Source organism: Niveibacterium sp. COAC-50 (assembly GCF_013184235.1).
Classification (GTDB): domain Bacteria; phylum Pseudomonadota; class Gammaproteobacteria; order Burkholderiales; family Rhodocyclaceae; genus Niveibacterium; species Niveibacterium microcysteis.
This window is the reverse complement of record NZ_JABCJM010000002.1, coordinates 1081222-1093157: the sequence shown is the minus strand read 5'-3', so window position 1 is coordinate 1093157 and position 11936 is coordinate 1081222. Positions and strand designations below refer to the sequence as shown.

Genomic DNA, 11936 nt, shown 5'->3' with positions numbered 1-11936 from the left:
CCCGGGCGCACCCACCCCCTTCCCAGACCGCTTACGCCCTTTCACGGCAGATGCTGCAACAACTTTAGCGGCAGAAACGAACACCGCTGCGCGCGATGGCACAATCCGAATCCCTAACCGTCAGGATGGTTCGCATGTCGCACCCGCTACCCCCCTTGTCCCTGCTCGAAACGCGCATCCTCGGCGTGCTGGTCGAAAAGGAACATACGGTTCCCGACACCTACCCGCTTTCGCTCAACGCGCTGGTCGCAGGCTGTAACCAGAAGACCAGCCGTGACCCGGTGATCGACGCCAGCGACGCCGATGTGCTCGAAGCGCTCGACAGCCTGCGCAGCCACACGCTGATCATGGAAAACTCCGGCGGCCGCGTCAGCCGCTACAGCCACAACATCGCCCGCGTGCTGCAAGTGCCGTCGCAAGCGGTGGCGCTGCTCACCGCGCTGATGCTGCGCGGGCCACAGACGGCCGCCGAGCTGCGTGCCAACTGCGAACGCCTGCACCGCTTCGCCGATGTGTCGTCGGTCGAGGCCTTCCTCGCCGAACTCGCTGAACGCCCGGCTGGCGCCTTGGTCGTGGAGTTGCCACGCGCACCCGGCGCTCGCGAGAACCGCTGGGCGCACCTGCTCTCCGGCACGCCAGCAATGCCCACGACAAGCGCGACCCCCGCGAGCGGTGGCGCCGCACGCGACCCCTTGCTGGCCGACCGCGTCGCCCGCCTTGAAGACGAAGTGGCAACGCTGCGCAAGCAGCTCGCACGCCTGTACGAGAAGCTGGGCGAATCGCCCGACGACGCGGCGTGATCTGCCCCTCGGACGAGTTGCCGGCCGGCGTAGCCGCGCCACGCCTGGCCAACCAGCTGCTGCACGCCAGCGGCGGCCTGCGCTGGCACCTGACAGCGCTGCGCCATCGACGCCGCGCCTGGCAGCCGTTCTGTGAGTGTGTGTCGCGTTGGCTGGCCGGCTGGCAGCCGGCGCGGGACAAGCTGTTGCTGGTCGGCCCCAGCGCCGGCTGGACACTGCCCGAAGCGTTCGTGCAGCGCTTTCGTGAAGTCCGCGTACTCGAACCCGACCCGCTTGCACGCCTGCTGCTGGCGCGGCGCCTCGCAGCGAGCAGGCCGCACTTCGACACGCTGGATGCGTTTGCGCCGGGCGGGCTTGCCGCGCTGCGTGAGCGCTACGCCGACCATGCGATCCTGTTCTGCAACGTGCTCGGCCAGCTCGCTCCGGACGAAGAAAGCGCGGCCTGGTGCGCCGAGCTGCGCGCCACGCTGGCACCACTCGCATGGGCCAGCTGGCACGACATCGCGTCGTCAGCGCGGGCGATCGACGCGCCCGACGAACAACTCGTTCCCGCGCATACCGGGTTCGACGCCCTGCTCGGCCGATTCTGGCGCGGTGGCACGCTGACGGTCAGCGACCACGGCAGCCTCACGCTGGCAGGCGGCGACTCCTTCCGCTGTGTTGGCTGGGTCTTGCGCCCTGGCCAGCACCATCTGGTGGGCTGGGTCAGCCACCAGCCGGAGGCCGACTGATGGACTGCCGCGCAGGCTGCGCCGCGTGTTGCATCGCGCCGTCGATCTCGTCGGCAATCCCCGGCATGCCTTCGGGCAAGCCGGCCGGCGTACCCTGCGTGCAGCTCGATGCGCAGCTGCGGTGCAAACTCTTCGGTGACCCGCGCCGCCCGGCCGTCTGTGGCGGACTACAGCCTTCTGGCGAAATGTGTGGCGACGACCGCGCCCACGCGCTGCAGTATCTGACCCGCCTGGAAGTCGCCACGCGCGGCGACTGAGCGCGTCGGCGTCAGTTGGTCCGGCCCGAATGCGCCGCACCACGCTGCTGGCGCTTCGCGACATACATCCGGCGATCGGCAAGGTCGACCAATGCATCGACGTCGCAACCATCGTCCGGCATCAGTGCATGGCCGATGCTCGCGCCCACTTCGATGACGCGCCCTTCGAACATCAGCGGCGAGCCGAGCGCGGACTCGAGCCGCGCGACGGCGGCCTTTGCGCCCTCGGGCGAATCGACCGGATCGAGGATCAACGCAAATTCGTCCCCCCCCAGCCGCGCCGCCAGATCCGACTGGCGTGCGCAGGCTTTCAGGCGACGCGCGAACTCGACGATCAGCGCATCGCCCGCGCGGTGGCCCAAGCCATCATTGATCTGCTTGAGGCCGTTGAGGTCTGCCACCAGTACGCCGGCGCGCATGCCCTCGCGACCTGCGAGCACGCCGATCCCTCGCAGGCGGTCCATGAACAGCGACCGATTGGCGAGGTCGGTCATCGCATCGTGGGTGGCGCGGTAGAACAGCGCGTCGGTGTCGTACTTCGCGGCATGAAACATCGCCGCCGCCACATGTTCGGCAAGCAGGTCGAGCAAGCGCTGATCGGATTCCGTGAACCCCGCTACGCGGGCTGACATCGCCTTGAGAACGCCCACCGTGCTGTCGCCGTATCGCAGCGGCAACACGATCATCGAGCGCAGGCCAATGCGCTGGCAGGCGGCCTGGTCGGCCCGCGAATCGAGCTCGGTGTCGTCACAGCGCACCGCTTGCCCGAGCGCCACACACGCACCCGACAGGCTCTGCCCACGCGCCAGGTGCAGCCCGAGAAAGCGCTGAGCAATCCCCGCACTCGCCCGATAGACCATGTCGTCACCCTCGGCGAGTTCGATGGCCGCGCCATCAGCGCCGATCAGACTCAACGTGCGCTCGACCGCATGTTGCATGACGCTGCCCAAGTCGGCGCCAAGGCGGGCGATTTCGGTCTGGATCGCGATGATCTCCAGCAGCTTGCCCGTTGAGAACATCCTTCCCCCTTTGTTTGGCCGACCGATGCGCTCCGCCTCTTCTTCGTTTATAGCGGATTGCGGCAAGGACGGGTGGCACTGTTCACCTGACTTGGCACATGTCGGCCGCGCCGCTCGCATGGCAGAGTGGCGCCCATGATTCGCTATCCCTCCCCCTTGCGCGCCGGCGCGCGTGTCGCGGTGACCGCTCCCTCGTCCGGCGTTGGCGCTGACTGCCATCGCCGGCTTGATCTCGCGCTCGCCTGGTTGCGACAGCAGGGCCTCGTGCCGGTCGAAGGCCACTGCCTGCGCACCCAGCACAAGCAGGCAAGTGCGCCTGCACCACATCGCGCCGCCGAGCTGATGCATTGCCTGCTCGCGACGGAGATTGCCGCCGTGATGCCGCCCTGGGGCGGCGAGCTCGCGATCGAAGTGCTGCCCCGCCTCGATTGGACTGCGCTCGATGCCGCAGCGCCAACCTGGCTGCTTGGCTACTCCGATACATCGACCCTGCTAATGGCCCTGACCCTCAGGCTGCGTTGGGCTACCGCACACGGTGCCTGCCTGATGGATCTGGTGCCGGGCCAGCATGATCCGCTGATCGGCGGCTTGCTGCCGGCGCTGGCCACCGCGCCGGGCGGGCGCTTCACGCAACGCAGCTCCACTGCGTGGCAAGCCGACTGGGGTGACTACACGATCCACCCGGAGCGTGTATTCGCACCGCAGATCCCCACCCGGCTCGCGCTGCTGGATGTAAACCCCGGCCGTGCGGTGCGTTTTTCCGGGCGCCTGATCGGCGGTTGCCTGGACACCGTCCGCAACCTTGCCGGCAGCCCCTGCGGCGATGTACCGCGTTTCGTGCGGGATGCTGGCGATGCCGGCGCAATCCTGTATTTCGAGAACTGCAACCTGCGCCCGAGCGAGTTTCTGTGCGTGCTGCAAGGGCTCAAGCTCGCCGGCTGGTTCGACGGGCTTGCGGGCGTGCTGGTCGGCCGCAGCAGCGCCGGCGACGTACGCACCGCGGAATGGCTGAACCAGCGCGAAGCACTGGTTGCCGGGCTGGCGGATCTGCCTTGCCCGGTGATCATCGGCTGCGACATCGGCCACATGCCGCCGCAGTGGCTGCTGGTGAACGGCGCGCTGGCCGAAGTGCGCTACGCCGAGGGCGCCGCGGAGATCGAGCAACGCTTCGTCTAGGCGCCGCCACCGTCAGTGATTGCAGCGCGGCCGCGGGTTCTGCCGCCGAGGATCAGTTCGCTTTCTTGCAGACCATCTCCGGCGCCTCGTAGCCCCAGACCACGCGCACCTCGCCCTGATGCTCGGCGAGCGTTTCATTGCGTCCCTGGTAGCGGGGGCCGCTGCCGCTGACTTGCTGGAACATCAGTGAGCTGCTGTCACCGCGCTCTGCGATCAGCGTCGACGGTTCGGTCTTGAAGTAGGTCACGACCAGCTCGTTGGCGGGGTTCCCGTCACAGGCGAAGCGCAGCGGCCCGATGCTGTCGACCAGGCGGTAGCGCGCCTGCAGTTCGGCGATGCGCCGCTGATACTCGTTCTCCACACAGGCATGCGCGTTGTCGCTCTTCCAGCAGTCGTCGCGCCCCTTCACCCAGCCGCGTTGCTCAGCCTTGAGGGTGTTCGGCTTCTGGTTCTTCGCCTTGGCCGTGGCGGCGGCATAGACCGAAGCCAGCTTTCGATCCAGCGCGGACAAGCCCGTGTCTGCGCACACCATGGCTTCGATACTGCCCGCCTTGACGTTCGTGCACGGGAACGACGGCCCCTGCGCCGCCGTAGCGTTGCCCGCTGCAACGAGACCCAGCAGCGCCAGACATGCGCCGAGATGAACCTTTCCGTGTGTCGAAGACATCGTTGACTCCTTTCGCAAGGCGGGCACCGTCGCCCGCTCTGATTTTGTTAACGAGCGCTGCATGCTGTCACGATGCGGCTGGCGAACCAGCCCCTTCGGGGCCATCGGTTTTGCGTTGCGCGCCATCGCAAGCGTAGCCGACGCGTCTTCGCGTTGAAGCTGGATTGTCGGATCAAAAGCCCGCGCGGGCCACCTTCACTTTGCTGGCGAGTGCAGCGCAGAATGCCGTCGATCGCTTATCGCCAACCCAGGGAGCGCCGCATCATGGCCGTACGCATCGTCAGACTCGGCAGCCCGCGCGGCGCCAACGAAGGCATCCGCATCGGCACCGTGCGTCGCCCGCCACGCGGCGTGCCGAAGACTGAATTCGCGTCGCAGAACTGGTACGACGTGTGGTTCCCCAATCTGGCACCCAGCGTCGAAACCATGAAGCTCGGCCAGCAAGCCTCGACGCCGGCCGAATGGGCGGCCTTCATCAAGAAGTATCGCGCCGAAATGAATACGCCCGAAGCGAGCCACGCGCTCGCCCTGCTCGCCGCGCTCTCGCGCCAGAGCGACTTCTCGGTCGGCTGTTATTGCGAGGACGAAGCCCACTGCCATCGCTCGGTGCTGCGCGAACTACTGGCCGAAAAGGGGGCGCTGCTGGCGGAAGCGCCTGACGGTTGAGCCGCGGGCGCCGGCACCTCACGCCGCGCAGCCCCGGCGCCTTTCTTGATGCACGACGCATTGCGCAAAACCGGGTTTGCTAGATTGGAGACATGTCGGATCAACACCGATCGCCCCGCAGCCTGCTCTTCGTGCCGTGGATCATTCTTGTCCTCGGGCTGGCGCTGACTTATGCGCTGCAGCACAACGCCAGGGAAGCGAGCCGGCATGAGCTGCACGATGAGTTCGAATTGCGCGCCGCAGGCATCGTCGACGATATCCAGCGACGCATGCGCACCTACGAGCAGGTGCTGGAAGGCGCCAGCGGTTTGTTTGCCGTATCACCGCAGGTCGAGCGCGAGCAGTTCATCACCTACGTCCGCGCGCTGAAGCCCGAAGGCAAATATCCGGGCATCCAGGGCGTCGGCTTTGCGCAACTGATTGCGCCGCAGGACAAAGCGCGGCATGTCGCGGCGGTGCGCGCCTCGGGCATTGCGGACTACGACATCCGACCCGCCGGCGAGCGCGAACTCTACACCGCCATCGTCTATCTGGAGCCCGCGAACTGGCGCAACCAGCGCGCGATCGGCTACGACATGTACGCAGAGCCGGTGCGCCGGGCCGCCATGGCCGCCGCACGAGACGAGGAACGCACGCGGATCTCCGGCCGCGTCACGCTGGTACAGGAAACCAAGGATCAGGTGCAGCCAGGCTTCCTGATGTACCTGCCGGTCTATCGCCCGAATGCCCCGCACCAGACGCTCGACGAGCGCCGCGCAAATCACCTTGGCTGGGTCTACGCGCCGTTCCGCATGTACGACCTGATGGCTGGCATTCTCGGCACCGAACAGGGCGAAGTCAGCAAGCTGCTGGATCTCGAAATCTATGACGGCGATCGCGTCGACGCCCCCGCGCTGATGTACGACTCGGACCATCACGCCGCTTCGGTGGCTGCACCACTCTTTCGCTCGACGAAGACGATCCCGCTATTCGGTCAGCCCTGGACAATACAGGTCAGTTCGCTGCCCGCCTTTGAGGCCCGGCTGGCGAGCGAGGCCGCCAACATCCTTGCGATTGCGGGCACTTGCGGCAGCACACTGCTGGCCCTCGTCGTGTGGTTGCTGGCAAGCGGGCGCGTGCGCGCACTGACCCTTGCCGGCAACATGACCGACGAACTGCGCGCGAGCAACCTTGCACAGATCCGGCTCAACCGTGCGCTGCGCCTGCTGAGCGATTGCAACACGACGCTGGTGCACGCCGACGACGAGTACAAGCTGCTGGCCGAGGTCTGCCGCCTGTGTGTCGATCGCGGCGGCTATCTGATGGCCTGGGTCGGCTATGCCGAGCATGACGACGCGAAGAGCGTGCGACCGATCGCACAGTCCGGCTACGAAGACGGCTACCTCGACGGCGTGAACATCAGCTGGGCGGACAACGAGCGCGGCCGCGGGCCGACCGGCACCGCGATCCGCTCCGGCAAGACCTGCGTCAATCAGGACGTGCTCACAAATCCCGGTCTTGCGCCCTGGCGCGAAGCCGCGATCCAGCGCGGCTACCGCTCCAGCATCGCCCTGCCACTGATCGGCAACACGCACCTGCTTGGCGCGCTGACGATCTACTCCCGCGAGCGAGACGCCTTCGACAAGGAAGAGGTATCGCTGCTGGAAGAGCTCGCCACCGATCTTGCGTACGGCATCGTGACACTGCGCACCCGCGCAGATCACGCCGCAGCCAAAGAGCAGGTCGAATTCCTCGCGAACTTCGATCCGCTGACCCAGCTGCCCAATCGCATGCTGCTGCGCGATCGCTTCGAGCAGGCCGCGCAGCTCGCCGAGCGGGACGGCACGGCGCTCGCGATGCTGTACCTCGATCTCGATCACTTCCAGCAGATCAACGACAGCCTCGGCCATGAGGCCGGCGACAAGGTGCTCGGTGTGGCCGTCGAGCGTCTGCGGCATTGCGTGCCCGCTGCGGCAACGATCAGCCGGTTGGGCGGCGACGAATTCGTGATTCTCTTGCCGACGCTGCATGACGCCACCGATGTCGGCACCCTCGCGAATGCGATCCACGACATGTTCGCCGAGCCGGTAACGATCGACGGCAACCCGCTGACCGTCAGCTTCTCGATCGGCGTGAGCCTGTACCCGAATGACGGGCAGGACTTCGACACGCTGCTCAAGCGCGCCGACACCGCGGTCGACTGCGCGAAGGAAGCCGGGCGCAACACCTACCGCTTCTTCAAGCGCGACATGAACCCGGATCTGCTGGCACAGATGCGCATCACCGGCGCACTCCCGGGCGCCTTGAAGAACCGCGAATTCCTGCTGCACTACCAGCCGCAGGTCGATCTCCACAGCGGGCGCATTGTCGGCGTCGAGGCGCTGGTGCGCTGGCAGCACCCGGTCGAGGGCTTGATCGCGCCGGGCCGCTTCATCCCGCTCGCCGAACGCAGCGGCTACATCGTGCAGCTTGGCGAATGGATCCTGCGCGAAGCGTGCCGGCAGGCCAATGCGTGGCGGGCCCGGCATGAACATGCGCCGATCGTCGCGGTGAATTTCTCGGCGCTGCAGTTCAGCCGCGGCAGCGTGGTCGACTGCGTGACCGGCGCGCTGGCGGAGTCCGGCCTGCCGGCGGAGTTCCTTGAGGTGGAACTCACCGAGTCCCTGTTGCTGCAGGATATGGAAGCCACGATGACGACCCTGCATGTGCTCAAGGGGCTTGGCGTGAAGCTCTCGATCGACGACTTCGGCACCGGCTACTCGAGCCTTGCCTATCTGAAGCAGCTGGCGGTGGACAAGCTGAAGATCGATCAGTCCTTCGTGCGCGACATGCTCAGCGGCGCCGACGGCGAGTCGATCGTGAAGGCCATGATCCAGCTCGGCCACGCGCTCGATCTCGAAGTGATTGCCGAGGGCGTCGAGACCAGCGCACAGCTTGGCTTCCTGCGCGCGGCCGGCTGCGATCAGGCGCAGGGCTACCTGTTCGGCCGCCCCGAGCCCGCCGCGGCACTCGACGCGCTGCTCACGCGCGGGGTCGTGCCGCTGCCGTAGCGGGCAAGCTCAGCGCGGCGCGCGATATGCGGAGCGCACCGGCACCTTGACCCATTCGCCACCCTTGAACTGAACGCTCTCGGTCACGCCGTTCATGGCGGCGAGCACGGCGGCCGCCACCGAGCCTCCCGCCCGCTTCGACACCGCGGGCAGGGTTTCGCCGCTGCGTGCGCCCAGCACGCGCAGGCGCAGCTCCGAGATCGACGCGCGCTCGTTGTCGCTCAGCGGCCGCAGGCTGTCTGCAATGCTGCGCACCAGGGCACGCTGGCTATCGGGCGCGAGGCCGATCATCTGATAGATCTTGTGATCCATCACCAGCCACAGGAAGTACAGGTGCACCGGCTCCTTGCCGCTCTTGTCGGTGAGGTAGAGCGCCTGCGCCGGCAAGCCGCCCGCTGTTTTGCCCTCGATCTGCTGCGGCGTGCTGCGGTACTTGCGTGCCAGCTTCTCGGAAAACGCCTTCGCGATCTTCGGCAGATCTTCGGCCGTGCCGTCGCCGGCGAGGCCGAACGCGGCGATGCCATCCTTCGTCGGCGCCATCGCGTTCACCGTCTTGCGCGTGTTCTCGACCAGCCAGCCCTTCGGAAACACCAGCCGGAAGCCCAGCGCCGGATGCACGAAGGTTTGGTCATGCACAAGCCCTTCGGTCGGGTCCGGGCCGATCAGCAGACCATCGAGCTTCTTCATGAAAGCCGCTTCATCGGCCGCCACATGAGGCGCCGCGGTGGGCGTCAGTTTCGCCGCATTGCGGCTCAGCGTGGCCACGCGCTCCGGTGTCGAGGGATGACTGTCGAAGAAGGTCGGCGCGCGCTTCTCTTCCGTCATCGTTTCGATGAAGTGCTCCATGCGGTCGAGAATGGATGCGATGGCCTGCGGGTCGTAGCCGGCAGCAGCGGCGAGCGGCTGGCCGAGCGCATCGGCTTCGCGCTCCTGGTCGCGGCTGTATCCGGCGGCAACCGCTTCGAAGGGCTTGCCGGCCAGCGTGGCGAGGTCATCGCTGATGATGCCGCCGACCAGCTCGCCCGGCAGCGCGAGCAGACCGAGCCGCCGCTCCTTCTTCATCTGCCGCACCGAATGGCGACGCTCGACGTGCTGGATCTCATGCCCGAGCACGCCAGCGAGTTCATCCTCCGAACGCAGCAGCGACAGCAAACCGCGCGACACATAGATGTAGCCGCCGGGCACCGCAAACGCGTTCGGCTCCACCTGGTCCACCACTGCGAATCGGTAGTTGAACTGGCGATTCGGCAGCGCCGCAGCAACACGCTGGCCCACGCTATCCACGTAAGCGGTCAGCGCGGGGTCGTCGACCAGCCCCATGTCGTTCGCGACCGACTGGGCCGCCTGCTGCCCCATCTGCCGATCAACCTCGGTGCTGGGCATTCCGACACAGGCGGTCAGCACGACCGCCGAACACATTGCAGCGAACAGTTTCTTTTGCATGGCGCCTTCCGTGCGCGTAGTCACTCTGGCCGCGATCCGATGTGCCGCATGGCACGCGGACTTGCGAGCTCACTCGAAGGCGTGAGTTTAACGAGCGCCACGGCCGATGACACGATCAGGCGTACCGGGAGCCCGACACACCGATCGCCAACTGACCCACTCATCCAGCTTGGCCCGACACGGCATCGTGTGCGCACACACCTGACGGGCAGCCGTCGGCCACCCCGGCGGACGCAGTGACGCCGAGCGTGTGCGGCGCTTCCAGCAAGGCACCGATCAGCGCGCCAACCTGCAGATCGTCGGCATGGCCAAACAGGATCGAACGAAGCCGCCCGGCGCGATCGATGATGATCAGGCTCGGTGTGCCGCGCAGCCCGTAGGCCTGCATCGTGAGCGGGATCGGCGAATCGGCGGCGGGCTGATCCACTGCGATCGGAAAATCCAACCGGTATTCATGAATGAAGGCCGCCAGCGCGGCCTCGGTCATCACCGCATGGTGCTCGAACACGCTATGCAGGCCGATCACGCTGACGGCTCGCGTACGGAAGCTCTGGGCAATACGCTGGGCTTGCGGCAAGCCGTGTGCGACACAGCCCGGGCACAGCATTTGAAAGGCGTGCAGTACGACAACCCGGCCGCGCAACGATTCGAGCGTAAGCGGCGACGCCACGTTGAACCAGCGGCTGACGTGCAGGGGTGCTGCCAGGGTAAGGGGTGCGTTCATGGTGTGCTCCATGCAGGCGGACGGCGGCATGCATCTGCGCCGCCCGCCCACCGATCAGGCGGCGTGACGCAGGCGCACCGGTGCAAAATCCAGCGGCACGGCGAACGCCAGGTTCACGTAGTTGGTGAAGAGGTTCAGCGCGACATGGGCCAGGATCTCGACGATGTGTTCGTCATCGAAGCCCGCCTCGCGCAACGCCGCGAGGTCGGCCGCATCGGCGCGGCCACGCGCATCGACCAGCTTCAATGCAAAGCGCAAAGCCGCAGCGGTGCCTGGATCGTCCGACTCGCCGGACTGCGCCGCACGCATGGCGTCCGCGCTCAGGCCGGCGCTGCGCCCAAGTGCCGTGTGGGCCGCGAGGCAGTAGTCGCAGCCATTGCGGTCGGCCACCGCGACGGCGATCTGCTCACCCAGGCGCGCACCGACCACGCCACCTCCCAGCGCAGCGAAGGCACCCCACATGCTCTGCAAGGCCGCTGGCGCGTTGGCCACGGCACGGAACATGTTGGGCGTGCTGCCGAAGGCCTGAGTGATGGAATCGAGCAGCCCCTTGCTGGCGGGTGCGGCGGCGGCCGGATCTACGAGGGGAATGCGGGACATGTCTTGCTCCTTGCGAGGTGAGGTCGGGTCGGAAAACGCAGCGCAACGTTGGCGCTCAGAACTGCCCATCGCGCACATAGGGGTGGCTCCAGAGAATGGTTTGCAGCAGCACCGCCTTGACCCAGGCGGCGTGCATCCGCTCGACCTCGCTCGGCGAAGCGCCCTTGCTGGCCAGGAACGGTTTCAAGGTGGTGGTGACCGGAATCGTCAGCGCGGAGAGGTAGCGGAAGTCGATTTGCGCAACGCTCCTGGCGCTATCCGTGCGGTTCTTCTTCAGCCGCGAATGACGCAGGCCGATTTCGTACTGGTAATCGAGCCAGCGCTGGTCATAGTTCGCGTCCGCGGTGTCGAGAATCCACTGGCCGAAGCGCTTCCGCACCGCGGCCAGATAGGCAGCGTCCGGCTTGCCGGCGGCGTCGCTGAAGTAGCGAAGCAGCTCCGGTGTGCTGGCGACGAAGCCGTACCAGACATCAAGAATCGCGTCGACCTGATCTGCCAGGATCGGCTTGCTCTGGCGAAGCGCCAGCGCGTCGTCGTCCGAAAACAGCATCACCTTCTTCAAGGCCGCCAGGTCCGCCTCGGAATACGGCGCCCGGGCGACTTGCGGCTGGCCAAGGCTGTAACCCGGAATCGTCGGCTCGGGCGCCGACCAGGCCGGTGACTGCAGCAACAACGTGGCGGCCAGGCAGGCCAGTGTGGTGTGTTTCATAAGCACTCCTTGCGGTGGATGACGTGAAGCTGGCCGGCGCCACAGATACCGCGCCAATCAGCACAGCTGCAGTCTCACCGAGCGCGGCGTACGATTGGTATCCTTGCGTTCTTGA

At 66.6% G+C, this 11936-nt stretch carries 12 protein-coding genes; 6 read left to right on the top strand and 6 right to left on the bottom strand.

What is annotated here, in order from left to right; translation table 11 throughout:
• Positions 1-134 precede the first annotated feature (134 nt).
• Genes HH302_RS12475 through HH302_RS12465 form a run of 3 tightly spaced genes read left to right on the top strand, consistent with a single transcriptional unit; the run spans position 135 to position 1788 of the window.
• Positions 135-800 (top strand): YceH family protein, encoded by a 666-nt coding sequence (locus HH302_RS12475; protein ID WP_172202476.1) that lies wholly within the window; start codon positions 135-137, stop codon positions 798-800.
• Positions 797-1531 (top strand): hypothetical protein, encoded by a 735-nt coding sequence (locus tag HH302_RS12470; RefSeq protein WP_172202475.1) that lies wholly within the window; start codon positions 797-799, stop codon positions 1529-1531. Before HH302_RS12475 ends, HH302_RS12470 begins: the two co-directional genes overlap by 4 nt.
• Complete coding sequence (locus HH302_RS12465) at positions 1531-1788, top strand: YkgJ family cysteine cluster protein (RefSeq protein WP_172202474.1); 258 nt, start codon at positions 1531-1533, stop codon at positions 1786-1788. Before HH302_RS12470 ends, HH302_RS12465 begins: the two co-directional genes overlap by 1 nt.
• An 11-nt stretch (positions 1789-1799) precedes the next feature.
• Here HH302_RS12465 and HH302_RS12460 read toward each other — a convergent pair whose 3' ends face one another.
• Positions 1800-2807 (bottom strand): sensor domain-containing diguanylate cyclase, encoded by a 1008-nt coding sequence (locus HH302_RS12460; protein WP_172202473.1) that lies wholly within the window; start codon positions 2805-2807, stop codon positions 1800-1802.
• Between the two features lie 135 nt (positions 2808-2942).
• Between HH302_RS12460 and HH302_RS12455 the strand changes: the two genes are divergently transcribed.
• On the top strand, positions 2943-3983 hold the full coding sequence (locus HH302_RS12455; RefSeq protein ID WP_172202472.1) for a S66 peptidase family protein: 1041 nt from the start codon (positions 2943-2945) through the stop codon (positions 3981-3983).
• Positions 3984-4035: 52 nt separating this feature from the next.
• Here HH302_RS12455 and HH302_RS12450 read toward each other — a convergent pair whose 3' ends face one another.
• On the bottom strand, positions 4036-4650 hold the full coding sequence (locus HH302_RS12450) for an MliC family protein (RefSeq protein ID WP_172202471.1): 615 nt from the start codon (positions 4648-4650) through the stop codon (positions 4036-4038).
• A gap of 264 nt (positions 4651-4914) precedes the next feature.
• Between HH302_RS12450 and HH302_RS12445 the strand changes: the two genes are divergently transcribed.
• Both HH302_RS12445 and HH302_RS12440 read left to right on the top strand, forming a co-directional pair.
• Positions 4915-5316: a DUF488 domain-containing protein gene (locus HH302_RS12445; protein WP_172202470.1), complete on the top strand. Its 402-nt coding sequence runs from the start codon at positions 4915-4917 to the stop codon at positions 5314-5316.
• A gap of 92 nt (positions 5317-5408) precedes the next feature.
• On the top strand, positions 5409-8345 hold the full coding sequence (locus HH302_RS12440) for an EAL domain-containing protein (protein ID WP_172202469.1): 2937 nt from the start codon (positions 5409-5411) through the stop codon (positions 8343-8345).
• Positions 8346-8354: 9 nt separating this feature from the next.
• On the opposite strand, the gene HH302_RS12435 is transcribed toward HH302_RS12440, so the two are convergent.
• The 4 genes from HH302_RS12435 to HH302_RS12420 form a co-directional block, all read right to left on the bottom strand.
• A complete protein-coding gene (locus HH302_RS12435) occupies positions 8355-9788 on the bottom strand; it encodes a M48 family metalloprotease (RefSeq protein WP_172202468.1) in 1434 nt (477 codons plus the stop codon).
• Between the two features lie 160 nt (positions 9789-9948).
• Complete coding sequence (locus tag HH302_RS12430) at positions 9949-10512, bottom strand: peroxiredoxin (RefSeq protein ID WP_172202467.1); 564 nt, start codon at positions 10510-10512, stop codon at positions 9949-9951.
• 54 nt (positions 10513-10566) lie between these two features.
• Positions 10567-11112 (bottom strand): carboxymuconolactone decarboxylase family protein, encoded by a 546-nt coding sequence (locus HH302_RS12425; RefSeq protein ID WP_172202466.1) that lies wholly within the window; start codon positions 11110-11112, stop codon positions 10567-10569.
• Between the two features lie 55 nt (positions 11113-11167).
• A complete protein-coding gene (locus tag HH302_RS12420; protein ID WP_172202465.1) occupies positions 11168-11821 on the bottom strand; it encodes a protoglobin domain-containing protein in 654 nt (217 codons plus the stop codon).
• Between the last annotated feature and the right edge of the window lie 115 nt (positions 11822-11936).

Coding starts and splice junctions, on each gene's coding strand:
- HH302_RS12475 (WP_172202476.1), top strand. CDS start 135: ATGTCGCACCCGCTACCCCCCTTGTCCCTGCTCGAAACGCGCATCCTC.
- HH302_RS12465 (WP_172202474.1), top strand. CDS start 1,531: ATGGACTGCCGCGCAGGCTGCGCCGCGTGTTGCATCGCGCCGTCGATC.
- HH302_RS12460 (WP_172202473.1), bottom strand. CDS start 2,807: ATGTTCTCAACGGGCAAGCTGCTGGAGATCATCGCGATCCAGACCGAA.
- HH302_RS12455 (WP_172202472.1), top strand. CDS start 2,943: ATGATTCGCTATCCCTCCCCCTTGCGCGCCGGCGCGCGTGTCGCGGTG.
- HH302_RS12450 (WP_172202471.1), bottom strand. CDS start 4,650: ATGTCTTCGACACACGGAAAGGTTCATCTCGGCGCATGTCTGGCGCTG.
- HH302_RS12445 (WP_172202470.1), top strand. CDS start 4,915: ATGGCCGTACGCATCGTCAGACTCGGCAGCCCGCGCGGCGCCAACGAA.
- HH302_RS12440 (WP_172202469.1), top strand. CDS start 5,409: ATGTCGGATCAACACCGATCGCCCCGCAGCCTGCTCTTCGTGCCGTGG.
- HH302_RS12435 (WP_172202468.1), bottom strand. CDS start 9,788: ATGCAAAAGAAACTGTTCGCTGCAATGTGTTCGGCGGTCGTGCTGACC.
- HH302_RS12430 (WP_172202467.1), bottom strand. CDS start 10,512: ATGAACGCACCCCTTACCCTGGCAGCACCCCTGCACGTCAGCCGCTGG.
- HH302_RS12425 (WP_172202466.1), bottom strand. CDS start 11,112: ATGTCCCGCATTCCCCTCGTAGATCCGGCCGCCGCCGCACCCGCCAGC.
- HH302_RS12420 (WP_172202465.1), bottom strand. CDS start 11,821: ATGAAACACACCACACTGGCCTGCCTGGCCGCCACGTTGTTGCTGCAG.